Origin of the sequence: Rhodococcus aetherivorans, assembly GCF_025722975.1 — a bacterium.
Lineage (GTDB): Bacteria > Actinomycetota > Actinomycetes > Mycobacteriales > Mycobacteriaceae > Rhodococcus > Rhodococcus aetherivorans.
Window position 1 is genome coordinate 5,717,133 of record NZ_CP106982.1, and the last position, 23,917, is coordinate 5,741,049.

Annotated in this window: 26 protein-coding genes; 11 read left to right on the plus strand and 15 right to left on the minus strand. The window is 71.1% G+C overall.

The features are described from left to right. Nucleotides 1-45: 45 nt before the first annotated feature. Nucleotides 46-477, minus strand: a complete 432-nt coding sequence (locus tag OCS65_RS26180) for a Fur family transcriptional regulator (RefSeq protein ID WP_044476473.1) — start codon at nucleotides 475-477, stop codon at nucleotides 46-48. Nucleotides 478-614: 137 nt separating this feature from the next. Here OCS65_RS26180 and OCS65_RS26185 point away from each other — a divergent pair, with 137 nt between their 5' ends. After that, on the plus strand, nucleotides 615-1,415 hold the full coding sequence (locus tag OCS65_RS26185; RefSeq protein ID WP_263508113.1) for a DUF5602 domain-containing protein: 801 nt from the start codon (nucleotides 615-617) through the stop codon (nucleotides 1,413-1,415). Between the two features lie 2 nt (nucleotides 1,416-1,417). Beyond that, nucleotides 1,418-2,215, plus strand: a complete 798-nt coding sequence (locus tag OCS65_RS26190; protein ID WP_006945634.1) for a DUF5602 domain-containing protein — start codon at nucleotides 1,418-1,420, stop codon at nucleotides 2,213-2,215. A gap of 16 nt (nucleotides 2,216-2,231) precedes the next feature. On the opposite strand, the gene OCS65_RS26195 is transcribed toward OCS65_RS26190, so the two are convergent. The 4 genes from OCS65_RS26195 to OCS65_RS26210 are packed head-to-tail and all read right to left on the minus strand — an operon-like array spanning nucleotide 2,232 to nucleotide 6,643. Beyond that, nucleotides 2,232-2,858, minus strand: a complete 627-nt coding sequence (locus tag OCS65_RS26195; protein WP_029547198.1) for an acetoacetate decarboxylase family protein — start codon at nucleotides 2,856-2,858, stop codon at nucleotides 2,232-2,234. Continuing rightward, the gene (locus OCS65_RS26200) at nucleotides 2,851-4,566 is read right to left on the minus strand and encodes an FAD-dependent oxidoreductase (protein WP_251550164.1); all 1,716 of its coding nucleotides are present in this window, start codon (nucleotides 4,564-4,566) and stop codon (nucleotides 2,851-2,853) included. The genes OCS65_RS26195 and OCS65_RS26200 overlap by 8 nt, the downstream gene beginning before the upstream one ends. After that, on the minus strand, nucleotides 4,563-6,068 hold the full coding sequence (locus OCS65_RS26205) for a flavin-containing monooxygenase (protein ID WP_251550162.1): 1,506 nt from the start codon (nucleotides 6,066-6,068) through the stop codon (nucleotides 4,563-4,565). The genes OCS65_RS26200 and OCS65_RS26205 overlap by 4 nt, the downstream gene beginning before the upstream one ends. Then, nucleotides 6,065-6,643, minus strand: a complete 579-nt coding sequence (locus tag OCS65_RS26210) for a TetR/AcrR family transcriptional regulator (RefSeq protein WP_006945640.1) — start codon at nucleotides 6,641-6,643, stop codon at nucleotides 6,065-6,067. The genes OCS65_RS26205 and OCS65_RS26210 overlap by 4 nt, the downstream gene beginning before the upstream one ends. A 197-nt stretch (nucleotides 6,644-6,840) precedes the next feature. Between OCS65_RS26210 and OCS65_RS26215 the strand changes: the two genes are divergently transcribed. The 4 genes from OCS65_RS26215 (at nucleotide 6,841) to OCS65_RS26230 (ending at nucleotide 12,058) form a co-directional block, all read left to right on the plus strand. Then, entirely contained in the window at nucleotides 6,841-8,007 is a 1,167-nt protein-coding gene (locus tag OCS65_RS26215; RefSeq protein WP_029547195.1) for an acyl-CoA dehydrogenase family protein, read from the plus strand. A 49-nt stretch (nucleotides 8,008-8,056) separates the two neighbouring features. Beyond that, the gene (locus tag OCS65_RS26220) at nucleotides 8,057-9,580 is read left to right on the plus strand and encodes an acyl-CoA synthetase (RefSeq protein ID WP_006945643.1); all 1,524 of its coding nucleotides are present in this window, start codon (nucleotides 8,057-8,059) and stop codon (nucleotides 9,578-9,580) included. Nucleotides 9,581-9,605: 25 nt separating this feature from the next. Further along, complete coding sequence (locus tag OCS65_RS26225; RefSeq protein WP_050034503.1) at nucleotides 9,606-10,946, plus strand: MFS transporter; 1,341 nt, start codon at nucleotides 9,606-9,608, stop codon at nucleotides 10,944-10,946. 266 nt (nucleotides 10,947-11,212) lie between these two features. Further along, complete coding sequence (locus OCS65_RS26230) at nucleotides 11,213-12,058, plus strand: PhzF family phenazine biosynthesis protein (RefSeq protein ID WP_006945646.1); 846 nt, start codon at nucleotides 11,213-11,215, stop codon at nucleotides 12,056-12,058. A gap of 48 nt (nucleotides 12,059-12,106) precedes the next feature. Here the strand turns inward: OCS65_RS26230 and OCS65_RS26235 are convergent, their stop codons facing one another. Further along, nucleotides 12,107-12,448, minus strand: coding sequence for a DUF3703 domain-containing protein (locus tag OCS65_RS26235; protein ID WP_006945647.1), 342 nt, complete (start codon nucleotides 12,446-12,448; stop codon nucleotides 12,107-12,109). Nucleotides 12,449-12,787: 339 nt separating this feature from the next. On the opposite strand from OCS65_RS26235, the gene OCS65_RS26240 reads away from it, so the two are divergent. Next, a complete protein-coding gene (locus OCS65_RS26240; protein ID WP_006945649.1) occupies nucleotides 12,788-13,222 on the plus strand; it encodes a hypothetical protein in 435 nt (144 codons plus the stop codon). Between the two features lie 117 nt (nucleotides 13,223-13,339). On the opposite strand, the gene OCS65_RS26245 is transcribed toward OCS65_RS26240, so the two are convergent. After that, the gene (locus OCS65_RS26245) at nucleotides 13,340-13,732 is read right to left on the minus strand and encodes a hypothetical protein (RefSeq protein WP_006945650.1); all 393 of its coding nucleotides are present in this window, start codon (nucleotides 13,730-13,732) and stop codon (nucleotides 13,340-13,342) included. 246 nt (nucleotides 13,733-13,978) lie between these two features. On the opposite strand from OCS65_RS26245, the gene OCS65_RS26250 reads away from it, so the two are divergent. The 4 genes from OCS65_RS26250 to OCS65_RS26265 are packed head-to-tail and all read left to right on the plus strand — an operon-like array spanning nucleotide 13,979 to nucleotide 16,531. Further along, nucleotides 13,979-14,668: an energy-coupling factor ABC transporter permease gene (locus tag OCS65_RS26250; protein WP_006945652.1), complete on the plus strand. Its 690-nt coding sequence runs from the start codon at nucleotides 13,979-13,981 to the stop codon at nucleotides 14,666-14,668. Next, nucleotides 14,665-15,027, plus strand: a complete 363-nt coding sequence (locus tag OCS65_RS26255; RefSeq protein WP_006945654.1) for a PDGLE domain-containing protein — start codon at nucleotides 14,665-14,667, stop codon at nucleotides 15,025-15,027. The genes OCS65_RS26250 and OCS65_RS26255 overlap by 4 nt, the downstream gene beginning before the upstream one ends. Then, the gene (gene cbiQ / locus OCS65_RS26260; protein WP_050034500.1) at nucleotides 15,024-15,782 is read left to right on the plus strand and encodes a cobalt ECF transporter T component CbiQ; all 759 of its coding nucleotides are present in this window, start codon (nucleotides 15,024-15,026) and stop codon (nucleotides 15,780-15,782) included. Before OCS65_RS26255 ends, cbiQ begins: the two co-directional genes overlap by 4 nt. Then, the gene (locus OCS65_RS26265; RefSeq protein WP_263508124.1) at nucleotides 15,779-16,531 is read left to right on the plus strand and encodes an energy-coupling factor ABC transporter ATP-binding protein; all 753 of its coding nucleotides are present in this window, start codon (nucleotides 15,779-15,781) and stop codon (nucleotides 16,529-16,531) included. Before cbiQ ends, OCS65_RS26265 begins: the two co-directional genes overlap by 4 nt. A 6-nt stretch (nucleotides 16,532-16,537) precedes the next feature. On the opposite strand, the gene OCS65_RS26270 is transcribed toward OCS65_RS26265, so the two are convergent. The 8 genes from OCS65_RS26270 to OCS65_RS26305 all read right to left on the minus strand — a co-directional run bounded on the left by OCS65_RS26270 (nucleotide 16,538) and on the right by OCS65_RS26305 (nucleotide 23,916). After that, entirely contained in the window at nucleotides 16,538-17,278 is a 741-nt protein-coding gene (locus tag OCS65_RS26270; RefSeq protein WP_051446126.1) for a DUF6390 family protein, read from the minus strand. Nucleotides 17,279-17,358: 80 nt separating this feature from the next. Next, nucleotides 17,359-18,492, minus strand: a complete 1,134-nt coding sequence (hypD, locus tag OCS65_RS26275; protein ID WP_006941958.1) for a hydrogenase formation protein HypD — start codon at nucleotides 18,490-18,492, stop codon at nucleotides 17,359-17,361. 27 nt (nucleotides 18,493-18,519) lie between these two features. Continuing rightward, entirely contained in the window at nucleotides 18,520-18,792 is a 273-nt protein-coding gene (locus tag OCS65_RS26280) for a HypC/HybG/HupF family hydrogenase formation chaperone (protein WP_006941963.1), read from the minus strand. 16 nt (nucleotides 18,793-18,808) lie between these two features. Continuing rightward, the gene (hypE, locus tag OCS65_RS26285; protein ID WP_006941964.1) at nucleotides 18,809-19,894 is read right to left on the minus strand and encodes a hydrogenase expression/formation protein HypE; all 1,086 of its coding nucleotides are present in this window, start codon (nucleotides 19,892-19,894) and stop codon (nucleotides 18,809-18,811) included. Beyond that, nucleotides 19,891-20,571, minus strand: a complete 681-nt coding sequence (locus OCS65_RS26290) for a D-sedoheptulose-7-phosphate isomerase (RefSeq protein WP_006941965.1) — start codon at nucleotides 20,569-20,571, stop codon at nucleotides 19,891-19,893. The genes hypE and OCS65_RS26290 overlap by 4 nt, the downstream gene beginning before the upstream one ends. Then, nucleotides 20,568-21,323 carry a HypC/HybG/HupF family hydrogenase formation chaperone gene (locus OCS65_RS26295; RefSeq protein ID WP_006941967.1) on the minus strand — a complete coding sequence of 252 codons (756 nt, stop codon included), beginning with the start codon at nucleotides 21,321-21,323 and terminating at the stop codon, nucleotides 20,568-20,570. Before OCS65_RS26295 ends, OCS65_RS26290 begins: the two co-directional genes overlap by 4 nt. Further along, the gene (hypF, locus tag OCS65_RS26300; RefSeq protein ID WP_084648674.1) at nucleotides 21,320-23,662 is read right to left on the minus strand and encodes a carbamoyltransferase HypF; all 2,343 of its coding nucleotides are present in this window, start codon (nucleotides 23,660-23,662) and stop codon (nucleotides 21,320-21,322) included. The genes OCS65_RS26295 and hypF overlap by 4 nt, the downstream gene beginning before the upstream one ends. After that, nucleotides 23,659-23,916, minus strand: a complete 258-nt coding sequence (locus OCS65_RS26305) for a HypC/HybG/HupF family hydrogenase formation chaperone (RefSeq protein ID WP_006941975.1) — start codon at nucleotides 23,914-23,916, stop codon at nucleotides 23,659-23,661. Before OCS65_RS26305 ends, hypF begins: the two co-directional genes overlap by 4 nt. Nucleotide 23,917 lies beyond the last annotated feature (1 nt).

The following is a 23,917-nucleotide window of genomic DNA, read 5'->3' on the forward strand; positions in this document are numbered from 1 at the left end:
TCGCCGCGGTGCGGGTCGTAGTCGGAGTGGAGAAATGGTGCGGGACTAAGACTCTCGACAGTCGGAGCACAGTCCCCAGAACGTCACTTCGGCCTCGTCCACGACGTAGCCGTGGTCGTCCGAGGGTTCGAGGCACGGCGCCGCTCCGACGACGCACTCGATGTCGGTGACCGCGCCACAGCTGCGGCACACCAGGTGGTGGTGATTGTCGCCGATCCGGGTCTCGTACCGGGCCGGCGAACCCGCGGGTTCGATGCGGCGCAGGAGCCCGGCCCCGACGCACGCCTTGAGCACGTCGTACACCGCCTGCGTGGAGACGGAGCCGAGTTCGCTCCGCACCGCGGCCGCGATCTCGTCCGCATCGGAATGGGGGTGCGCGGCAACCGCACCGAGCACGGCAACACGCGGAGCGGTCACCCGCAGACCCACGGAGCGCAGTTGCGCCGGGGGGTCGAGGTGCTCATTCGCTCGTTGCATGACCCCAGTATGCCCCTTTTCTGGAATTAGTCAAGAAAAGACGGGCGGGATCGGTCCGCACACGATCGCCTGATTCCGCACAACGGACCCGCCGGCCGGGTCTACCCTGCTTCTCAGCCCACCGGAAGAGGTTCGCCATGCGCACCAACCCGATCTCTCGCGCCTCCGGGATCGCGATCGCGGCCGGCACCGTGCTCACCCTGCTGCTCGGCTGCTCCAGCGGATCCGACACGGAATCCGAGCCCTACTCCTACGGCCCCACCGTCGAGGTCGGCGACGGCACGGCCCGCACCTACGTCGAGCAGGGCGACGACGGTGCCCCCGCGGCGATCGGGGTCCGCTTCTCGGCGACGGCGCTCGACGGCCTCTCCGACGCCCTCGAGGTGCACACGCTCGAGTTCCCGGCCGAGGCGGACGAGACCGCGTTCGACCACCTGACCATGGACTGGAACCCGCACGGGCACGAACCGGTGGGACTGTTCGACCAGCCTCATTTCGACATCCATTTCTACATGATCGGCGCCGAGCAGATTTCCGAGATCGACCCGGCCGCACCCGGGTACGCCGACGCGGCGGCCAACATGCCCGAAGCCCGGTACATGCCGGCCGACTACGTGCCCGCCGGTCCGCCGGAGATGGCGCTCGTCCCGCAGATGGGGATGCACTGGGTCGACGGCACCCTGCCGATCGCGCCGGGACAGTACGACTTCACCCAGATCCTCATCGAGGGATCCTGGGACGGCGAATGGACCTTCATCGAGCCGATGCTCACCCGCGACTGGCTGCTCACCCGGCCCACGATCGACGAGCCGGTGAAACAGCCCGAGGCCTATCAGCAGAGCGCGTACTACCCCACCACCTACTCGGTGAGCTTCGACGACCAGGCGCAGGAGTACGTCGTCGAACTCGGTGGACTCACCATGCGAGAGGAGTCGTGACAGTGGTGCACCTTCGCACGTTCGCGGTGCTCGGAGTCGTCGGCGTGACGGCGACGGCGACGGCACTCGTCGTCGGTTCCGTGGCCGGAGCCCAGGGCTCCACGTCCGTCGACGGCCCGCCCCGCCCCGTCGGTAACGGATCGGCGCACACGTACGTCACCGTCGGACCCGACGACACCCCCACCGCGATCGGCGTCCGCCTCGATGCCGCCGCTCTCGAAGGCCTCACGAGCGGTCTGCTGCCCACCACCGAGGCCTACGTGCTCGACGTTCCCGACGGGGCGCCCGCGACGGTCGTCGACCATGTCACGCTGGACTGGAACTCTCACGGCCACAATCCGGAACACGGGTTCGACCAGCCGCACTTCGATGTGCACTTCTACCTCGTCGACACCGCGACGGTGGAGTCGATCAACCCGCTCGTCCCCGGGTATCTCGAGCGGGCGGCGAAGCTGCCGGACCCGAAGTACCTCCCGGAAGGCTACGCGCCGTCGGACCCCCAGCCGATTCTCGGCACCGTCCCCAACATGGGACTGCACTGGCTCGACACCGCCGAGCCGCACGGGCACTTCACCGAGACGGTCCTGCAGGGCTCGTGGGACGGCCGGCACGTCTTCATCGAGCCGATGATGACCCGGGACTGGCTGGCGTCCCGGCCCGACCTGCACGAGGAACTGCGGCAGCCGAGCGCGTATCAGCAGTCCGGCTACTACCCCACCACCTACTCGGTGACGTGGGACGACGCAGCCGGGCAGTACGTCGTCGAACTCGGTGGGCTCACGATGCGCGAGGCGTCGTGAGCCCACCGCAGGTTCCCTAGCGCACCGTCCGGGCCGGGCCGATGCTCATCCGGCCCGACGTGATGACGATGCCGTGGTGGGCCCCCGGCAGCAGCCACCGTCCCAGTGTCGGGCCCTGCGCCTCGACGCGGACGCGGGCATAGCGGAACCGTCCCCTCAGCCGTGCCGTGGCGCGGGCCTGGCTGCCGTCCGGTTCGGGCTGTGCGAACGCCAGTCCCCCGACGATCGGCAGTTCCGGACCGCGCGGGGTCGCGTCGGTGTCCACCTTCCATGTGTCGCCCGTGGCGGAGAACCGGCCGATGACGTCGCCGGTGAACGAGGCGAGCACCTTGGGCAGATGCCAGTGCTCGCGCCCGCCGTGCACGGACGCCTCGGAGTCCACGGCGATGAACGGCACGGCCATCGCCGGGATCAGTCCCGGGCGCAGGACGGGACTTGCGAGCACCTCGCGGTAGGGGCCGACGGGCGATTCGAGGTAGTCCACCACCATCGCGAGGGTGAACGGCAGGGTCCGGCCGCCGGGGCCGAACTGGGCCGCCCCGGGCGCGCTGCGGTGCCACCACAGGGCCGCGCGCGCCTGCGCCGACCACGGCGGCGGCGCGGACGTCGGCCAGTCGGTACGTTCGTCGGTGCTCTCAGGCACGCTCCACAACACGGGCGGCCTCCTCTCGTCGGACGGGATGGATCGGCAGGCGCAGCGCCGCGGGAGCCGACTCCGGCACGCTGGGCCGCACCGGCCGCACCGGAGTGACCGGCACGTAACCGGATCCGAGCGTCGGGCGTGGATCGGCGTCACCCTTGTTGGGCCACAACGCCATCGCCCGCTCGGCCTGCGCCGTGATGGTGAGCGACGGGTTCACGCCCAGGTTGGCGCTGACCACGGATCCGTCCACGACATGCAGGCCCTCGTGGCCGTAGGCGCGCAGGTAGGGATCGACGACACCGGACTCGGGCGAGTCCCCGATCACGCAGCCGCCGAGGAAGTGCGCGGTCATGGGAATATTGACCAGGTCCGCAACTGATCCGCCCGCGTCGCCGTCGATCTTGCCGGCGACCCGCCGGATGGCCTCGTGACCCACCGGAATCCACTCCGGCGGTGGCGCGCCGGGCCCGCGACGGCTCGTGAGCCGGCGTCCGAACGGCCCGCGCGTGCTCGCCAGTTCGAGGGAGTTGTCGTCGGTCTGCATGACCAGCGCGATCACGGTCCGCTCGGACCAGTGCCGCACCGACAGGGTGCGCAGGAACGCGGCGGGGTTGCGGGCCGCCACCGCGAGGAACTTCACCAGCCGCGGTGTCCGGCCCCCACCGTCGACCAGGAGGGCCTGCAACAGCCCGATGGCGTTGCTGCCCTTGCCGTACCGCACCGGTTCGATGTGGGTGTGGTCGTCCGGGTGGAAGGAGGCGGTGATCGCGATGCCGCGGGAGTAGTCCACGGTGCGGTCCTGCGCCGTCGCGGCGAGCACCGCTTCGGAGTTGGTGCGCACCACCGTGCCCAGTCGCGGCGACAACATCGGCAGGGCACCGGTCTCGCGCATCGCGAGCAGCAGCCGCGACGTGCCGTAGGTGCCGGCGGCAAACACCACCTGGTCGGCGGTGAACACTGTGTGGCGCTTGCGGATCCGGTTCGTGCTGCGGGCACGGACCTCGTATCCCCCCTCGGCGCGCGGACTGATCTCGGTGACGGTGGTGAGCGGATGGATCGTCGCCCCGGCCTGCTCGGCAAGGTACAGATAGTTCTTGACGAGGGTGTTCTTCGCGCCCACCCGGCAACCCGTCATGCAGCCGCCGCACTCGGTGCAGCCGGTGCGCTCGGGCCCGGCGCCCCCGAAGAACGGGTCCGGCACCGTCTTCCCCGGTTCGCCGAAGAACACGCCGACCGGCGTGGTGGTGAACGTCTCGCCGACCCCCATCTCCTCGGCCACCGAGCGCATCACCTCGTCGGCGGGGGTCGTCAGCGGATTCGGGCGCACGCCGAGCATCCGCGCCGCCTGCTCGTAGTACGGTCCGAGCTCGGCCTGCCAGTCGGTGATGTGCCCCCACTGCGGGTCCTGGAAGAACCGGGCCGGCGGCCGGTAGAGGGTGTTGGCATAGTTGAGCGATCCCCCGCCGACGCCGGCACCCGCCATGACCAGGACGTCGGGCAGCAGGTGGATGCGCTGCACGCCGTAACAGCCCAGGGCCGGGGCCCACAGGTACTTGCGCAGTCGCCAGCTGGTCTTCGGCAGTTCGTCGTCGGCGAAGCGGCGGCCGGCCTCGAGAACGCCGACGCGGTAGCCCTTCTCGGTCGCGCGCAGCGCGGCGACGCTGCCGCCGAATCCGGACCCGACGACCAGAACGTCGTAATGGGTCATGCCGCAATCCTTTCGGCAGCGGGACGGGTCACGTAGTTCTCGGGATCGAAGCGCTTGGTCCGGGCGCGGTACCGCCAGGTGAACGTCGGCCACATCACCGAGTTGCGCCCCTTGCGGTCGAGGTACCAGCTGTGGCAGCCGCCCGCGTTCCACACCGTGCCGGCGAGGGCGGGGTCGAGTTCGGCGTTGTAGTCGCGCTGCGCGCCGGCGGTCACCTCGACGGTGGCCAGTTCCCGGGACCGCATGGTGCGCAGGGCGTCCGCGATGTAGGCGGCCTGCGATTCGAGCATGTACACGATCGAGCTGTGGCCGAGGTTGGTGTTCGGCCCGTACATCAGGAAAAGGTTGGGGAAGCCGTGGACCGAGACGCCCAGGTAGGCGCTGGGGCTGCCGTTCCAGGCCTCGGCCAGGGTGCAGCCGTCGCGTCCCCGGATGTGCCGGGCCACAGGCGGTTCGGTGACGGTGAAGCCGGTGCCGAAGATGACGGCGTCGACCTCGTACTCGTTGCCGGTCTCGTCGACGACACCCTTCTCGGTGACCGCGGTCAGCCCGGAGGCAACCACGGTGACGTCGGGCCGGGTGATCGCCGGGAACCAGTCGTTGGACAGCAGGATCCGCTTGCACATGATCCGGAACCCCGGGGTGAGCTTCGTCCGCAGATCCGGATCCGGGACCTGCTTGTCGAGGACCGACAGCGCTCGGCGCTCGAACAACGGCACGAGCCACCGGCGCGCGAACGGCCGTGTCATCCCGACGACGTACGTTTCCTTCTGCCCGTAGACGGCCCCGCGAACGACCTTCTGCGCGAGCGGGAAACGCCGGTAGAGGGCGCGCACCGGGCGCGCAATGGTGTGATCGTGCTTGGGCATGACCCACGAGGCGGTGCGCTGGAACAGCGTCAGGTGCCCGACGGTGTCGACGATGGCGGGGACGAACTGTATCGCGGAGGCGCCGGTGCCGATCACGGCGACGCGCTTGCCGCGCAGGTCGTAGCCGTGGTCCCACTCTGCCGAGTGGAACATCTTGCCGCGGAACATCTCCAGGCCCGGCACCTTCGGGAGGGTCGGGGTGGACAGCGCACCGGTCGCCGAGACCAGCACGTCGGCGGTGAGGTCGCCCCGCGACGTCGACACGATCCAGCGGGTGTTCTCGTCGTCCCACTGCGCGTTGCGCAGTTCGCACCCGAACATCGTCCGGTCGGTGACGCCCTGTTCCGTCGCGACCCGACGCAGGTAGGCGTAGATCTCCTCCTGGGTGCCGTGGGCCTTCGACCAGTCCGGTTCGGGCGCGAAGGAGAACGAGTACAGCGCGCTCGGCACGTCGCAGGCCGCGCCCGGGTAGGTGTTCACCCGCCAGGTGCCGCCGACGTCGTCGCCCCGCTCGATCACGAGGACGTCGGCGCGCGGGTGCTCACGCAGCAGCGTGGCCGCCATGCCGATGCCCCCGAAGCCGGCCCCCACGACGAGCGTGTGGACGTGCGGCGGGAGGGTCTCGATGCTCACTTCATCACCAGTTCCTTCCAGACCGGGAGCAGCCGCTCCCGGATCTCACGATCCGATTCGGGGGTACGCATCAGGGCGGCGACGGCGAGGCCGCGGGCCAGCTCGATGCTCAGGTCGATTCCGTCGGGGCCCATCCGGTCCCCCATGATCTCGAGGCAGCCGACCCGCAGCGCGTCGGAGACCTTGCGCTCGAGGGGGATCACCGCCTCGTGCAGGGTGGGATCGGTCCGGGCGGCCACCCACAGCTCGAGCGCGGCGTGGAACAACGGTCCGCGGAACGCGTCGGTGAGGACGTCGAGGCCACGCTCGGGGTCCGGGCTGGCCTCGAGGATCTCCGTGAGGCGCTTGTCGACGAGGTGCTCGACCGCGGCGACGACGAGCGATTCCTTGGTCGGGAAGTGATGCAGCTGCGCACCCCGGGATACCCCGGCCCGTTTGGCGATGACCTGGGTGGTGGTGCGCGCGTAGCCGAGTTCGACGAGCGAGTCGACGGCCGCGTCGAGGAGTTTCGCCCGGGTCACGGCGGTGCGCTCGGCCTGCGTGCGCCCCGTGCCCGTGGATGTGGTTCGAGTCACAAGAACGGACGGTAACAGCAAAACAACAAACAGTCCAGACTGCTTGCAAGTTTTTAGCCGAGACACATATCCCCAGCTGAGGGCACCGCCCACCCGGAAAGCAGATGGAATTCAACCGTTGACTATTTCAATCATTATTGGTCTACTGTGATCTGCGCGACAAACCACGAGGTCGCAGAAGGAGGACCGCCGTCTCCATGAGTGCCGTGTCGCTCGAACGCACCATCTACGAACCCGACCACGCCGCGTTCCGCGAAACCGCGCGACGCTTCGCCGAGCGCGAGGTCGCCCCCCACCTCGAGCAGTGGGCCGCGGCGGGCCGCGTCGATCGCGAGCTGTACCGGCAGGCCGGCAAGCTCGGCCTGCTCGGTGTCGCCGTGCCGGAACGGTTCGGCGGCGGGGGCATCGACGATTTCCGGTTCGGCGCCGTGCTCATCGAGGAACTCGCCCGCGTCGGCGCCCAGGCCGTCACCATGGGCTTGTCGGGATTCAACGACCTGGTCGCCCCGTACTTCACGGCCCTCGGCACCGAGGAGCAGAACCATCGCTGGCTCGCCCCCATGGTCGCCGGTGAGGCGATCGGCGCGATCGCCATGACCGAACCCGGCGCCGGCAGCGACCTCGCCGCCGTCGCCACCACCGCGATTCCCGACGGCGACCACTTCGTGCTGAACGGCAGCAAGATCTTCATCTCCAACGGCCTGCTCGCCGACACGATCATCGTCGTCGCGAAGACCGATCCCGCCGCCGGGAAGAACGGGGTGAGCCTGCTCGTCGTCGAGGACGGCATGCCCGGGTTCACGAAGAACGGCCCGCTCGACAAGGTGGGCCTGTCCGCACAGGACACCGCCGAGCTGGTGTTCGACGACGTCCGCGTGCCCCGCGCCAACCTGCTCGGCGAGGAGAACCGGGGCTTCGGCTATCTGCGGCACAACCTGCCGCAGGAGCGGCTCAGCATCGCGGTGACCTCCATGGCCCTGATGACCCGCACGTTCGAGACGGCGCTGCGCTACGCCACCGACCGCACAGCGTTCGGGCAGCGCATCGCCGACTTCCAGGCCAACCGCTTCTACCTCGCCGAACTGGCCACCGAAATCGAGATCGCGCAGGTGTTCGTGGACCGTTGCATCCTCGACGCCGCCCACGGCCGGCTCGACGAGGTGACGGCGGCGATGGCCAAGTGGTGGGTCACCGAACTGCATCTGAAGGTGGTGCACCGGGCCGTGCAGCTGCACGGCGGCTACGGGTTCATGAAGGAGTACGACGTCGCCCGCGACTATCTGGACTCCCGGGCCGGGACCCTCTACGGCGGCACCACGGAAATCATGAAGGAGATCGTCGGTCGCCGGCTCACCCGGACGTAGTCGCTTCGGCCACAGACCATCCCGCATCCCAAGGCATCGAGGAGATCCCGTGCTCAATCAAGGTACCGGAACCTGGCCGCACCGACGCGCCCGGCAGGCCCCCGACGCGGTCGCGCTCGACTTCCGCGGCACCACCGTCACCTACCGCGAACTCGACGAGCGGGTCACCCGGCTCGCCCACGCCCTGCGCGCCCGGGGTATCGGCCCCGGAGACCGGGTCGCGCTGCTGTCCGCGAACCACCCCGCCTACCTCGAGGTGCTGTTCGCCGCCGGCCTGCTCGGGGCCGTGTTCGTGCCGCTCAACGCCCGGCTGACCACCCCCGAGGTGGAGTACTGCCTGGCCGACTCCGGCAGCGCCGTGCTGATCCATTCCGCCGCCCTCGCGGACGTCGCCGACGCGGCCGCCACCGCGGCCGGCACCGCCCGGCGCGTGGTCCTCGACGGGGCACCCGACGACCGGGCCGTCGGCTACGAGGAGATCATCGCGACCGCCCCCGCCGACCGTCTCGACGTCCCGGTCACGCACGACGACCCGTGCTTCATCATGTACACCTCCGGCACCACCGGCCGGCCCAAGGGCGTCGTCCTCACCCACGGCAACGTGGTGTTCGCGGTGATGAATCCGATCGTCGATCTCGACTTCCTCTCCGACGAGGTGGCCCTGGTCGCCGCACCGCTCTTCCATACCGCCGCCTTGAACTTCGTCGCCCTGCCGACCCTGCTCAAGGGCGGCACCGTGATCGTCGAGGAGGGCTTCGAGCCCGGCCGCATCCTGCACCTGATCGAAACCAAGAGGGTCACGTACTCGTTCGGGGTGCCCACGATGCTCGACGCGATGAGCACCCACCCGAACTGGAACCGCACCGACCTGAGCTCGATCCGTCGCTGGATCGTCGCGGCCGCACCGGTACCGCCACGGACCCTGCAGACCTACACCGCCCGTGGCGTCCGCCTCTGCCAGGGATACGGATTGACCGAGACCGGCCCGGGCGCGCTGATCCTCACGCCCAAGGACGCCGAGCGCAAGCTCGGCACCGCGGGCGCCCCGCACTTCTTCACCGACGTGCGCGTCGTCGACCCGGACGGCACCGAGGTCGCCCCCGGCGACCGCGGCGAGATCCAGATCTCCGGCCCGAACGTGATGCGGCGGTACTGGAATCGCCCCGACGCCACCGCCGAAGCCTTCACCGGCGACGGCTGGTTCCGATCCGGCGACGTGGGGGTTCCCGACGAGGACGGCTTCGTCACGATCGTCGACCGGCTCAAGGACATGATCATCTCGGGTGGCGAGAACATCTACCCCGCCGAGGTGGAGGCCGCCATCCTCGACCTGCCCGGCGTCCTCGGCTGCGCCGTCTTCGGTGTGCCCGACGAGAAGTGGGGTGAGGTGGGCCGGGCCGCCGTCACCCTCGCCGACGGCGCCACCCTCACCGAGGACGAGCTGTTCGCCTTCCTCGGCGAGCGCCTCGCCAGGTACAAGATCCCCAAATCCCTTCTCGTTCTCGACGAGATCCCCCGCAACGCCACCGGAAAGATCCGCAAGGACAAGTTGCGCGAGCAGTACGCCCACTGACCCGACCGCCACGGCAGGAGCTCCCATGACCGTCACCGCATCCGCGGACATCACTGCGGCCCAGAGAAAGAAGGAAGTTCGACGCGTCGTGCTGTCGAGCTATCTGGGCAGCACCATCGAGTTCTACGACTTTCTGCTCTACGCGACCGCGGCAGCGATCGTCTTCGCACCCGTGTTCTTCTCGGACCTGTCCCCGCTCGCCGGGACCATCGCGTCGATGGGCACGTTCGCCGCGGGCTACCTGGCCCGTCCTTTCGGCGGCGTCGTCTTCGGGCACTTCGGCGACAGGTACGGCCGCAAGTCGATGCTGCTGATCTCCATGACGGTCATGGGCGTCGCGTCGTTCCTCATCGGCCTCGTCCCGCCGGCGTCGGCGATCGGATCCTGGGCCGCAATCATTCTCGTGCTGCTGCGCGTGTGCCAGGGTATCGCCGTGGGCGGTGAGTGGGGCGGCGCGGCGCTCATGTCCCTCGAGCACGTCGGCGGGCGGGGGCGCGGCTTCGCCGCCTCGTTCACCAACGCCGGCGCACCCACCGGTTCCCTGCTCGGCACCCTCGCCCTGGCGCTGGTGGCGCTGCTGCCCGAGGACGACTTCCTGTCGTGGGGCTGGCGCATCCCGTTCCTGCTGTCCGCGGTGATGCTGGCCGTCGGCCTGTTCGTCCGGGCCCGGGTGTCCGAGAGCCCGCTGTTCCGGGAGGCGATGGCCAAGCAGGCCGAGGTGGACGCCACCGCGGTCGACAGGCGGACCCCGCCGATCCTGAGCATCCTGCGCCGTCCCCGGAACCTGCTGCTCGTCGCCCTGGGGTGCATGGCCAGCTTCGGCATCCAGACCATGTTCACCACGTTCGCCATCGGGTACGCGTCCCATTCCGGGGTGACCCGATCGCAGGCGCTCCTGGCGTTCGCCGTCTGCCAGTTCGTCGCGATCTTCACCCTGCTCGGATTCGCCCGCCTCTCCGACCGCGTCGGCCGGCGACCGGTGATGCTCTTCGGTCTCGGCGCGTTCGTCGTGCTGATCGTGCCGATCCTGGCGCTGCTGTCGTCCGGCAACGTCGCCCTGGTGACGCTCGGGTTCGTGCTCGGCTTCGGCGTCTGCCAGTCCGCGACCTACGGTCCGATGGCGGCGTACATCGCCGAGCAGTTCGGCACCGCGGCCCGGTACACCGGCGCCTCGCTCGGCTACCAGGGCGCGACACTGCTCGGCGCGGGCTTCACGCCGGTGATCCTCGCGTCGCTGCAGGCGGCCGCCGGCGGCGGCACCGGCCTGGTCGCGGCGTTCATGATCGGGCTGGCAGTCCTGAGCGCGGTGTTCATCCTCCTGGCGAAGGAGAGCAAGGACCGCGACCTGAGCACGTACGAGCACTGAATCCTCGAACCGTGAAGGGCGCGCAGGGACTTCCCTGCGCGCCCTTCGTCGTTCAGCGCCGCAGTCGTTCAGCGCCGCAGTCGTTCAGCGCCGCATCGGCACGTGATCGATCCCGGCCTCGAGGTGGTTCGGACCGATGCGGTCGAGCGTCGCGGAACGGATGGTCCGCACTGAGCCCATCGCAGGGTCGCCGGCATATTCGGATGCGCCCCGCCGGCGCCGCGACCACAATCGTCGGGACGGAACCGACGAAGGAGACACAGCCGATGGTGCAGCCACGTTCCCGGAACTTCGCGCAGGTCGACGTGTTCGCCGCCGAGCCGTACCGGGGAAACCCGGTCGCGGTCGTCCTCGACGGCGACGGCATCCCCGACGAGGCGATGGCGCAGTTCGCGGCGTGGACGAACCTGTCCGAGACCACGTTCGTTCTTCCCCCGACGACCCCCGAGGCCGACTACCGGCTGCGCATCTTCACCCCCGGCGCGGAGATCCCGTTCGCCGGCCATCCCACGCTCGGCTCGGCGCACGCGTGGCTCGAGGCCGGCGGCGTGCCGAAAACCCCGGGCCTTCTCGTCCAGGAATGCGGAGCCGGACTCGTCGAACTGCGCCACACCGACGAGTCGGCAGCGTTCCGCGCCCCCGAGCTGGTCCGTCGCGGCGACCTCGACGAGGACCACCTGGCCCGCATCGCCCGTGGCCTCGGGATCGCGCGCGAGCGGATCGTGGCCCACAACTGGGTCGACAACGGGCCCGGCTGGGCTGCGGTCCTGCTCGAGTCCGCGCAGGACGTGCTCGACCTCGAACCCGACGACCAGCACATGCGCGACCTGATGCTCGGTGTCGTCGGCCCCTACCCGCCGGGATCGCCGCAGCAGTTCGAGGTCCGCGCCTTCGCCGCGCCCGTCGGCGTCAAGGAGGACCCGGTGACGGGAAGCCTCAACGCCGGCCTGGCCCAGTGGCTGATCGGCGCCGGCATCGCGCCGGCCGACTACCGAGCGAGCCAGGGGACGCGCGTCGGCCGCCGCGGCATCGTGACCGTGCACTCGTCGGGCGACGAGGTGTGGATCGGCGGACACAGCACGACGTGCATCCGCGGGACCGTGCACCTGTAGGAGCCGGTCGTGAGCGGGGTCCGCCCCTCCGAATCCGGGGGTGGGCGACTACGCCGACAGCGCCCGGGCCAGATCGGCCGGAACCGGCATCGGGGTCGTCAGGCCGGCGGCGACCCGTCCGGTGTTGCCTTCGGGATACCGGCCGGTCATCGAACCGGGAGCAGCAACGACGATCCGCACGACCTGCCCGAGGGCCTCGCGGCGGTCACGGCAGCGCAGCGCCAGGGCGAGCATCGCGACGTGATTGCAGGTGTGCAACCACGGATCCGGCTGGGACAGGATGTGCGCCCGTTCGAGGTGGCGCCACCGTTGCTGCGGGTCGCCGGCAGTTTTCGACGCGGCCATCTCCCGTCGGTAGAGGTCCCGGGCGACGGTACCGATGCGCGGCATGACCGATCCTTTCGGTGAACGTTGTCGAACGCGAGCTGTCAGCAGCATTCCTCGGTCTCGGCCGCCGAGCAAGAACGGGCCGCCACGGGTCGATCGTTCACACACGTCCGTGGCCGGAATTCCCGCTCCCCCTCTGCGCAACGAGTAATCCGAGGACGGTCAGGACTGTAGTGACCGCAGCGCGGGTGCGGCCCACGTGGTCGTCTTCGTCGCGCTCTCGCAGCGACGGCCCTCGTCCTCACCCTTCTCGCCGTGACGAAGGACGGCCGGCGTCCCCGTCGCCGCAGGCGCCACTAGGATCGGCGATCAGGTGCCGATCACAGCAGTCGAGGACAAGTGATGGAAACTCTCGCACGCTACGTGGAACTGTTCGTGCCGATGCTCTGGCTCGGGATGGTGCTCGCCATCTCCTTCCTCGAAGCACCCCTGAAGTTCCGGGCGCCGGGAATCACCATCCCCCTCGGACTCGGTATCGGTCGCCTGGTGTTCCGGGCACTCAACACGGTGGAGGGGGTCCTCGCCCTCGTGCTGATCACGGCGTGCCTGGTCTCGTCGCCCGGCACGACCGGGTGGATCCTGCTCCTCGTGACGGTGGCCGTGCTGGCGGTCCAGGTGGCGGTGATCCGCCCGCCGCTGACGCGCCGCTCGAACCGCATCCTCGCGGGGGAGGACGCACCCCGCTCGAAGGTGCACTACGCCTATGTGGCGCTCGAGATCGTCAAGGTCGCACTGCTGATCGCGCTGGCGATCGTGCTGGCGCGCACGTTCGTCTGACGCCGCCCCGGCGCACCGGGCTCCCTGGTCCGCCCGAACAGCGCGCGTCCTCGGCGCGGTGCACCCTCGCCCGGTGGGCGGGGCCGGCCCCTCGTCGTCACCTCGGGTCGTGTCGGCTCACCCGGCGGGCCGCTCCTCGGTCGGCGACGTCGTGGCGCCACCCGGGGTCTCGGAGGGCTCCGCCGACTTGCGGGTCTCGTCGGCCACCGGCCGTCCGGCACCCCCGGTGCTCGCCTCTCCCCTGTCGTCCGGCGCGGGACGGACATCCCCGCGCTCCGTCCGCCCCTCGTAGGGCGGGACGGCCGCGTCCGCATCCCCGACCGTCGTGGTGTGCCCGGGTCGGTGCGACCCCGCGTCGCCGGGGTCGACGGAGATCATCTCGTCGTCCTCGAACGCGCCGGCGGGGCGGTCCGCGGGCCCTCCTCCGGGGCCGGTGGAGCCCATGTCGCGCGAGCCGGGGGCACCCCGCTCCGACTGCGGCTCCTCTTGCCTTCCGGTTCCGTCGTTCATCGCTTCTCCTCGGGGATTCGAGCATTCCGACGAATGGACCCCCTCACTCCATCCGAGCACGCGGCGCCGCGTTTGTCGACAGTCGATCTCGCCGGGGAGACGGCAGGACGCCCCACTGCGGACCGCGCCGCACGAAGGTCCCGGCGGAACTGGACGAACCGGCCCGACGGCCGAAAGACTGTTCAGTTGTTCAGGTGGGCAGCTAGAATCGCGTCGACGCATCCTCACGTCTCGGAGGTTCTTCCGATGGACGTCGTAGCCATGCACATGAGCGACGGTCTGCTCGACGCGCGGACCTCGCTGGCGTTCTTCGTCGTCGCCGCGCTCGGCCTCGCGGTGGCGCTCCGCAGGGCCCGGTCCGGGCTCGACGAGCGCATCGCTCCCCTGGCCGGCCTCGTCGCGGCCTTCGTCTTCGCCCTGCAGATGATCAACTTTCCGGTCCTGCCGGGGGTGAGCGGGCACGTACTCGGCGGCGCGCTCGCCGCCGTCCTGGTCGGTCCCGCGACCGCCGCCCTGTGCCTGACGGTCGTGCTGGTCGTGCAGTCACTGCTCTTCGCCGACGGCGGTCTCACCGCCCTCGGCGCCAACGTCACCAACATGGCCCTGCTCGGCGTGCTCGCCGGGTACGGCACGGCCGTGGCGCTGCGTCCGCTGCTGCGCCGGTACCCGTGCGGACCGGCCCTCGGCGTGATCTCTTTTGCCGCAGCGCTGGTCGCGACGGTCGCCGCGGCGACCGGGTTCCTGGTCGAGTACGCGGTCGGCGGCACCGCCGGGTCCGCCGGCACCGTCGCTGCGTTCCTGCTCGGCACCCACGTTCTCATCGGCGCCGGTGAGGGACTCGTCACCGCCGTCACCGTCGTCGCGGTGGCACGGGCGCGGCCCGACATCGTCCATCTGCTCCGCCCGCTGCGGCCGCCGACCCGGGCACCGGCATGACGCGCCGGCGTCTCCTGATCCTGTTCGCGGTGGCGGCGTTCCTGTGCGCGGGGATGCTTTCGTACCTTGCCGATTCGAGCCCCGACGGCCTTGAGGCCGCGACCGCGCGGGGGTGTGCCGTGGTCGAAGTCGACGGTAGCGCCACGGTCACCGGGGAGTGCCTGGCGGGTGAGGCCACCGATCATCCGTGGGACGCGGGTCCGCTGGCCGGTTACACGGTCGGCGGCCACACCGGATCCACCGGCGTGGCCGGGGTTCTCGGCGTCGCCGCGACCTCGGCGGTGGCCGCCGCGCTGTTCCGTCTCCTCGTCCGTCGACGGGGCGCATCCGGGAACAGGACTCCGGGAGCGCGGCCGTGACCACCGCGCTGCGGGGCGGGCCTGCACGCGCGACGACTGCTGTGCACCGCCTGCCCACCGAGGTGAAGATCGTCGCCGCAACGGCATTCGTCTTCGTCGTGGTCGCCACTCCGCGCGAGGCGATGTGGGCCTTCGCCCTCCATTTCGCGGTCGTCGCGGCGATCTGCGCACTCGCCGGGATCCGCTGCGCCTGGCTGGCGCCGCGCATGTCGATCGAGGCTCCGTTCGTCGCGCTCGCCGTCCTGCTCCCGTTCGCCGAGGCCGGCGACCGGGTCGACGTCCTGGGGTTCTCCCTGTCGGTTCCGGGCCTGTACGCGGCGTGGGGCATCCTCGTCAAGGGCACCCTCGGGGTGCTCGTCTCCCTCGTCCTCGCGGCCACCACCCCGGCCCAGGACCTGCCCGCCGGCCTGGCCCGCCTCCGGGTTCCGGCACTGCTCACGACGGTGGCGGTGCTCATGCTGCGCTATCTCGAACTGCTTGCCGCCGAGGCGAACCGAATGCACCGTGCCCGGATCTCCCGCGGCGACGACCCACGCACCCTCCACCGCATCGGAGCGACGGCCCGGGGAATCGGGGGGCTGTTCGTCCGCGCCTACGAGCGCGGTGAGCGGGTGCATCTGGCCATGCTCTCCCGCGGATTCACCGGTGCCGTCCCGGCCTCCGGTCCTCCCGCCACCGCGATGGCCTGGGCTGCGGGCCTGCTGCCGGCCGCCGTCGCCGGTGCCGTCTGCGCCGCCGCCTGGGTGACGGCATGACCGCGGAGCCGGCCGTGCTGCTGACGGGGGTACGGCACGTCCACCCCGACGGGCACTGCGCCCTCGACGGCATCGACCTCGCCGTCACCGCCGGTGAGCGGGTCGCGGTCCTCGGCCCGAACGGCGCCGGCAAGACCACCCTGATGCTGCACCTGAACGGCGTACTGGCGCCGTCGTCCGGGACCGTCCGGATCGGCGGGCTGCCGGTCGCGCGGAACACCCTGCGTGAGATCCGGCGACGGGTCGGACTGGTGTTCCAGGATCCCGACGACCAGTTGTTCATGCCGACCGTCGCACAGGACGTGGCGTTCGGGCCCGCCAACTTCGGCGTTTCCGCAGCCGAACTCGACGCCCGGGTCCGCGAGGCCCTCGAGGCGGTCGGCATGACCGAGCACGCCGGCCGCAAAACCGCGCATCTGTCCGCGGGTCAGCGTCGACGGGTCGCCCTCGCCACCGTGCTGGCGTGCCGGCCCGACGTTCTGGTCCTGGACGAGCCGTCCACCGACCTCGATCCCGTCGCCCGCCGGGAACTGGCCGAGGTCCTCCTCGGCATCGACGCCACCCTGCTGCTGGTCACCCACGACCTGCCGTACGCCGCGCAGGTGTGCAGCCGGGCCGTGATCGTGAGCGACGGACGACTCGTCGCGGACGGTCCGATCACCGCCCTGCTCGCCGACGCCGACCTGCTCGCCGCGAACCGGCTGGAACTGCCGTGGGGATTCACCCTGCCGGAGACCGACCCGCGCTGAGCGCCGTCACCCCGCGGCGAGCCGGCCGTTGGTGCGGTCGAGCTGCCGCACCGTCGCGGCCTCCAGCCGGCCCACCTCCTCCTCCTCGAGCCGGTCGCACAGGAAATCCCAGTGCAGCGCAACATGTTCGCCGAGCCGCAGTCCCGGCACGAACACACCCGCACCGGTGCGGCGCCGTACCGTCTCGGCGCGTTCCGCGCCGAGACGCAGGCGGGCACCGTCGAACTCGAGCCGGCGGCTGCGCACCGTCGCCGTGTCGGGTCCGACGGCGACGACGGTGCCCCAGCGGATCCTGCAGGAATCGAGAACCTGCACCGGCTGGGGCATCCCGGTGGTCAGCAGTCGCGACCACGGGTACACCCCCAGCACGTGGAACGCGTGCGTCGGGGCCGCCTCGGCAAGCAGTTCGGGTGTCAGGTGGGTCCAGTAGTGCCCCGCCTGCGTGCCCAGCCGCTCGAGCAGCCGGGTCCCGAACTCCACCGGATCGATCCGGTCCGTCAGGGCGTTGCCGGTCCAGTAGGCGCGCACCACCTCTGCGTCGAGGGGGTCGGTCCGGCCGGCCAGGGCCGCGATCAGCTCCTGGTAGGGCCATGCTCCGGTGAACCGCCGGGCGGCGGCCACGACCGCCGCGCCGTCGCCGTGCCCGCACGCGGCGGCCTCGAGGGCCGCCGCCCCTGCCGGGCCGCAGTAGCCGAGTGCGTTCGGCGCATGGGCGTAACGGGCGAAGAGCCGCTGCCCCTCCGTCACCACTGCCCCTCCGTCACCACTGCCCCTCCGTCACCACTGCCCCTCCGTCACCACTGCCCCTCAGTCACCACCGCCACGGATCAGGCCGTTCCGCGTTGCCCCACCAGCGCCGCGGTGTCCCGGTGCAGCCGGCCGAAGTTGTAGTAGGCGGCACACGCCCCCTCCGGTGACACCATGCAGGTGCCGATGGGGGTCTCCGGCGTGCACGCCGTGCCGAAGACCTTGCATTCCCACGGCTTGATGACGCCCTTGAGCACCTCGCCGCACTGACATGCCTTCGGGTCGGCGACGCGCAGGCCGGGCATCGAGAACCGCTGCTCGGCGTCGAAATCCGCGTAGTCGGGGTGGATGCCGAGCGCGCTCTGCGAGATGAATCCGAGGCCGCGCCACTCGAAGTGCGGCCGTAGCGCGAACGTCTGCGCCATCAGCCGTAGTGCCTGCACGTTTCCCTCGGGCCGCACCACCCGGCTGTACTGGTTCTCCACCTCGCACCGGCCGTCCCGGATCTGCCGCAGCAGCATGTGCACCGAGGCGAGGATGTCGAGCGGCTCGAATCCGGCCACCACGATCGGTTTTCCGTACACGGCGGGGACGAAGCGGTAGGGACGCAGTCCCACCACGGTCGACACGTGCCCCGGTCCGAGGAATCCCGAGAGCCGCAGATCCGGCGACTCGAGGATCGCCTTGATCGGCGGCACGATCGTCACGTGGTTGCAGAACACCGTGAAGTTGCTCAGGCCGAGCTGTCTCGCCCGCACGAGCGTCACCGCCGTGGACGGGGCGGTGGTCTCGAATCCGACGGCGAAGAACACCACATGCCGGTCCGGGTGGTCCACCGCGATCTTCAGGGCGTCCAGCGGGGAATACACGAATCGGACGTCGGCGCCGCGGGCCTTGGCCTCGAGCAGGTTCCCGCGCGAGCCGGGCACCCGCATCATGTCTCCGAACGTCGTGAACACCACGTTCGGTTGCTCGGCCAGCCACATGGCGTCGTCGATGCGGCCCATGGGGATCACGCACACCGGACAGCCGGGGCCGTGCACCAGCTCGACCGACGCGGGCAGCAGATGTTCGATGCCGTGCCGGTAGATGGTGTGGGTGTGGCCGCCGCACACCTCCATGAACTTGAACTCTTCCCCGGCGGCGAGGTCGGTGATCGAGGCCACCAGGGCGCGCGCCGCGGCGGGGTCGCGGAACTCGTCGACGAATTTCATGATCCTGCTCCGCCTTTCATCCGGTGCTCACGCGATCTCGGACGCGTTGAAGGCTTCGATCTCGTTGACGTAGTCGGCGCCCATCTTCCGCACCTGATCGAGGGTCAGCTTCGCCTCGTCCTCGTCGATCCGGGCCATCGCAAAGCCGACGTGCACCAGCACCCAGTCCCCGACCTGCAGGCCGGTGCCGGCGAGCAGCCGGACGCTGATGGCGCGTTGCACGCCGTTGACGTCCACCTTCGCCAGATGCTGGGCGGGGTCGACCATGTCGACCACCCGGCCGGGAATTCCCAGGCACATTGCGTCTCTCCTCACCTCAGCAGATCCGGGGCAGCGGATCGCCCACGAGCATGTCCACGATCCGGCTGCCCCCGAACGCGGTACGCAACGCGACGATGCCCTCCGGTTCGGCCAGGATCTCCCCGATCTCCGCGGCGTCGCCGCCGCCGGGGCACGCCCGCAGTGCGGCGAGGGCGGCGTCCGCCTCGTCCGGGGCGACGACCGCGACGAACTTGCCCTCGTTGGCGACGTACAGCGGGTCGATGCCGAGCATGTCGCACGCCCCGGTCACCGTCGGCCGGATCGGCAGCGCGGCCTCGTCGAGCACCACCGCCAAGCCGGTGGCCTGCGCCAGCTCGTTGCAGACGGTACCGACGCCACCGCGGGTGGGGTCACGCATCCACCGGGTCGACGGCGCGGCTGCGAGCAGGGCCGCCACCAGCTCGTGCACCGGCGCCGTGTCGGAGGCGATGTCCGCTTCGATCGCCAGGTCGCCGCGGGCCAGCAGCACCGCCATGCCGTGGTCGCCGAGCGTCCCCGAGATCAGCACGCGGTCGCCGGGGCGCACCAGGTCGGCCCCGAGGCGGCGCCCGGCGGGAACCAGGCCGACCCCGGCGGTGCTGATGTAGAGACCGTCGGCGGCGCCCCGGCCCACCACCTTGGTGTCGCCGGTGACGATCTCGACCCCGGACCGGGTGGCGGCCGCAGCCATGTCGGCGACGATCTCGCGCAGCCGCGCGATCTCGAAGCCCTCCTCGATGACGAACGCCGCGGACAGCCACCGCGGCCGCGCGCCCGACACGGCGAGGTCGTTGACCGTGCCGTGCACGGCGAGGTGCCCGATCGAGCCGCCCGGAAACGACAGCGGCTTGACGACGAACGAGTCCGTCGAGAACGACAGTCTCTCCCCGGAGTCGAGGCGCACGGTGGCGGCGTCGCCGAGCTGCTCGAGTTCGGTGTTGCGGAAGGCCTCGACGAACACCGAATCCACCAGTGCCGCGGACGCCTTGCCCCCGGCGCCGTGCGAGAGGGAGATCACGGTGTCGCGCAGGCGCGGCCGGCGCCGCCGGAACGCCTCGATCCGTTCGAGGACCCGGTCCTCGCGTTCGGCCGATGTGCTCACCGTCCGCCTCCCGTCGCCGATTCCGCGCGCGCCAGGTGTTCCTGCGCGGCCGACCACAGCCGGTACCCGATCAGGGCGTGGCTCTCCTGGATCCGGTGGATGCTCTGCGAGCGGATGGTGAAGCAGAAGTCGAGATCGTCGGTGGCGGCCATCCGGCCGCCGTCGTGCCCCGCGAATCCGATGGTGAGCAGTCCCCGCCGCCGCGCCTCCGCCAGCGCCGTCATCAGGTCGTCGGAGTTGCCGGACGTGGACAGGGCGATCGCGACGTCGTCGCCGTGCGCGTGCGCGATGATCTGCCGCGAGAAGATCAGCTCGAATCCGACGTCGTTGCCGAGCGCCGTCACCACCGCCTGGTCCGCGGCGAGCGACCAGGCCGGCACCGGCCGTCCCCGGGCCGGCCGGCTGAACAGCGTCGCCAGGGTCGCCGCGTCGGTGGAGCTGCCGCCGTTGCCGAAGGTGTAGAGCCGGCCGCCGCGAGCGAAACGCTCGGCCATGCGCTGCCCCGCCGCGACGAGGTCCTCGCCCCATTCGTCCAGCGAAGCCCGTTGCAGACGCGCGCTGTCGGCCGCCTTGCCGCGGGCGGATTCCGCAAGGTCGCGCAACAGGGCGGTGGCGTCGTGCTCCTGCGCGTCGATGAACGGGTACAGGAAGTCGGTGCCGTCCGGTTCGGTGCTCACAGCCGTTCCCCCTCATCGAGTGCCCCAGCATCGAGTTCCGGCGCGTCGAGTCTGGTGAGGGCGACGCCGCCGTGCACCAGCACCAGGTCGCCGGGCGTGACGTCGCCGAGGAGGGAGACGTCGACCCGCTCCCGGCCGGCCGCGGTCCGCACCGGCGCGGCGCCGGTGTCGTCGGCCGGCCACATCACCTCGCCGAGCCGGCCCTCGTCGCTGCAGGTCACGCACACCTCGTCGGTGCAGCCCGGGTCGGCGAGCAGGCCTGGATGCTCGAAGCACACGTGCGTCAGTTCCCACAGCAGGTGGTACAGCAGGACGAACCGCCCGGTGGCGGGCACCATCGGATCGTCCGAGTCCACCCACAGCACGTGGGTGGCCGCACCGGGCGCGGGCCGCGGACCGGAGCCGATCCAGATGGTGTCGGTGCCCCACGCGGGTGCGCGCCGGGCGATCTCGCGCACGGCCGGCTGATCGGCGGAGGCGACCGCCAGGATGACGTCGCCGGGGCGGGCGGCGACCCGGCACTGGGCGACCGGGTCCGGCTCCACGAGCGACACCGACGGCAACGCCCGTTTACCCATGATCACGGGGTGCACGAACTCGACCGCCACGTGATGGGCGTGCGGCTCCCACTGCGGGGACACCACCCACAGGGTCGCCCCGGCATGGAACCGGCGGGCCAGGCTCAGCGCCGTCGCGGCGAGGTCGGCGGCGAGTTCCGCGCCGATCGGCTCGGTGTCGTGTGTCGATGTCATCGCGCTCGTCCCGTCCCGGCAGGGTCCACGGCCCGGCCGCGTGCGAACGCGGCACCGAGCGCGGCCTGCCCCAGCGACAGGCCACCGTCGTTCGGCGGCACCCGCCTGTGTGTCAGCACCTCGAACCCTCTGTCCTGCAGCATAGTTCGGACCATGCCCAGCAGGAGCCGATTCTGGAACACGCCGCCCGTCAGGCCGATGGTGCGTACCTCCGCCGCATCGGCGATCCGGGCCGCCAACCGCACTGTTGCCGATGCCAGCGCACGGTGGAAGCCTGCCGCGAGGTCCGCGGCGGGGACCCCGAGCCGGACGCCGGCGACGAGGCAGGCCAGCGTGCCGGCCCAGTCCAGCTCGTCCCCCCGCAGCGACGAATGCACCGGCGCGGCATCCGTGGCGGTGCGCGCCAGCACCTCGAGTTCGATCGCGGCCTGCGCCTCGTAGCTGATCCGGTGCCGCACCCCCAGCACGGAGGCCACCGCGTCGAACAGCCGGCCGGCGCTGGTGGTGCGCACGCAGCCGACGCCCGACGCCAGCTGCGAGTCCACCAGGGCGCGTTCGGCGGCACCGAGCGCGCTCACGCACGGCAGGTCCTCGATCTCCTCGATGCCGGCCTCCCGCAGCACGGCCAGCGCGACCCGGGCCGGGGTGCGCACGGCGACGTCGCCGCCGGGCAGCGGGAACGACCGCAGGTGCCCGGCGCGCCGGGCGTCGCAGGGATCCGTTCCCACCAGCAGCAGCTCCCCGCCCCAGACGGTGCGGTCGCAGCCGTATCCGGTGCCGTCGAACGCGATCCCCAGCACGGGGGTACCGAGCCGGCCATGCTCGGCGAGCAGGGACGCGACGTGCGCGTGGTGGTGTTGCACTGCGCGCAGCTCGACGTCGTGGTCCTCGCAGTAGCGTTCGGCCCACTCCCGGGTCGCGTAGCCGGGATGCGCGTCGGCCACCACCACCTCGGGGGTGACGCGGTGCAGGGCGGTCAGCTGCGCGACCGACGCCTCGAAGGCGCGCCGGCTCTCCACCGTGCCCATGTCCCCGAGATGCGCCGAACAGAAGGCGTAGTCCTGCCGGGTCAGGCAGAAGGTGTTCTTCACCTCGGCGCCGACCGCGAGGACCACCGGCGCCGCGCCGCCGAGCAGCACCGGCATCGGCGCAAATCCCCGTGAGCGCCGCAGCGGCAGTTCCACGCCGTCGGCGACCGCGACCACCGAGTCCTCGCACGGCACCGCGATGTCCCGGTCGTGCATCAGGAACAGATCGGCGATGCCGCCGAGCCGGGCCAGGGCATCGTCGTTGCGGAAGCAGAGAGGCTCACCGGACAGGTTTCCCGACGTCGCCACCAGCAGCCGCGGCACATCGTTCCCGTGCCCGGGCACCGGCGCGAACAACAGGTGGTGCAGCGGCGTGTACGGCAGCATCACCCCGAGCTCGTCGAGTCCGGGTGCGACCGCGTCGGCGACGGCCGCGCCGGGACGGGCCCGCAGCAACACGATCGGCCGGGCCGGCGCGGTGAGCACGGCCTGCCCGGCCGCGGACAGCAGGCACACCGCGGCGACGGCCGCGACGTCCGGCGCCATCACGGCGAACGGCTTGTCCGGCCGGTGTTTCCGCTCCCGCAGCCGGTTCACCGCGGTGGGGTTCGTGGCATCGCACACGAGATGGAAGCCGCCGAGTCCCTTGACCGCCACGATGTCCCCGGCGGCGAGCGCCGCCTGCACCGTGGCCAGCACCTCCGCGTCTCCGTCGATCCGGCGGCCGTCGCGTACGGCGAAGATCCGCGGCCCGCAGTCCGGGCAGCAGATCGGCTGGGCGTGGTAGCGGCGGTCCGTGGGATCGGTGTACTCGCGGGCGCAACTCGGGCACAGGGGGAACCGGGCCATGGTCGTCGCCGGCCGGTCGTACGGCAGGTCCGTGATCACCGTGTAGCGGGGCCCGCAGTGGGTGCAGTTGACGAAGGGATGCCGGTAGCGCCGGTCGGCGGGATCGTTCAGCTCGCGCAGGCAGTCGGCGCACGTCGCCACGTCCGGCGGGACCAGGGTGCGCGCCCCGTCCGCGTGGTGACTCTCGACGATGCGGAAGTCGTCCTCGCCGCGCGGCATTCGCGGGGCGGCGGCCACGTCGACGAGCACGGCCAGCGGCGGTGCGTCGTCGCGCAGGCGGCGGGTGAACTCGTCCAGATCCGCGGCGGCACCCTCGATCTCGAGGAACACCCCGGAGTCGTCGTTGCCGCAGTACCCGCCCAGGCGCAACTCGCGGGCCAGCCCGGCGACGAACGGCCGGAAGCCGACGCCCTGCACCACGCCACGCACCACCAGGCGCCGTCGCTCGGCCACGGGGTTCACGGTGCCGCTCCCGGTTCGTCCCGGGGCCGTCCCATCAGTTCGAGCCCTTCCATCGCGCGCCGCGCGCCGGCCTCGTCGACCCGATCCATCGCGAAGCCCATGTGGATGACGATCCAGTCGCCGGGCGCGAGGTCCGGGTCGTCGAGCATGCCGACGTTCACCTTGCGCTCCTCGCCGGCCACGTCGACGAGGGCGAGCTGCCCGGCGTAGCCGTCGAGCCGCCGGATCACCCGTCCCGGGATGCCGAGGCACACC

Excerpts from the sequence above, each read along its gene's own strand:
- OCS65_RS26180 (WP_044476473.1), bottom strand. The coding sequence starts at position 477 with ATGCAACGAGCGAATGAGCACCTCGACCCCCCGGCGCAACTGCGCTCC.
- OCS65_RS26185 (WP_263508113.1), top strand. The coding sequence starts at position 615 with ATGCGCACCAACCCGATCTCTCGCGCCTCCGGGATCGCGATCGCGGCC.
- OCS65_RS26200 (WP_251550164.1), bottom strand. The coding sequence starts at position 4,566 with ATGACCCATTACGACGTTCTGGTCGTCGGGTCCGGATTCGGCGGCAGC.
- OCS65_RS26215 (WP_029547195.1), top strand. The coding sequence starts at position 6,841 with ATGAGTGCCGTGTCGCTCGAACGCACCATCTACGAACCCGACCACGCC.
- OCS65_RS26225 (WP_050034503.1), top strand. The coding sequence starts at position 9,606 with ATGACCGTCACCGCATCCGCGGACATCACTGCGGCCCAGAGAAAGAAG.
- OCS65_RS26230 (WP_006945646.1), top strand. The coding sequence starts at position 11,213 with ATGGTGCAGCCACGTTCCCGGAACTTCGCGCAGGTCGACGTGTTCGCC.
- OCS65_RS26235 (WP_006945647.1), bottom strand. The coding sequence starts at position 12,448 with ATGCCGCGCATCGGTACCGTCGCCCGGGACCTCTACCGACGGGAGATG.
- OCS65_RS26240 (WP_006945649.1), top strand. The coding sequence starts at position 12,788 with ATGGAAACTCTCGCACGCTACGTGGAACTGTTCGTGCCGATGCTCTGG.
- OCS65_RS26245 (WP_006945650.1), bottom strand. The coding sequence starts at position 13,732 with ATGAACGACGGAACCGGAAGGCAAGAGGAGCCGCAGTCGGAGCGGGGT.
- OCS65_RS26250 (WP_006945652.1), top strand. The coding sequence starts at position 13,979 with ATGGACGTCGTAGCCATGCACATGAGCGACGGTCTGCTCGACGCGCGG.
- OCS65_RS26255 (WP_006945654.1), top strand. The coding sequence starts at position 14,665 with ATGACGCGCCGGCGTCTCCTGATCCTGTTCGCGGTGGCGGCGTTCCTG.
- OCS65_RS26265 (WP_263508124.1), top strand. The coding sequence starts at position 15,779 with ATGACCGCGGAGCCGGCCGTGCTGCTGACGGGGGTACGGCACGTCCAC.
- hypD (WP_006941958.1), bottom strand. The coding sequence starts at position 18,492 with ATGAAATTCGTCGACGAGTTCCGCGACCCCGCCGCGGCGCGCGCCCTG.
- OCS65_RS26280 (WP_006941963.1), bottom strand. The coding sequence starts at position 18,792 with ATGTGCCTGGGAATTCCCGGCCGGGTGGTCGACATGGTCGACCCCGCC.
- OCS65_RS26295 (WP_006941967.1), bottom strand. The coding sequence starts at position 21,323 with ATGACATCGACACACGACACCGAGCCGATCGGCGCGGAACTCGCCGCC.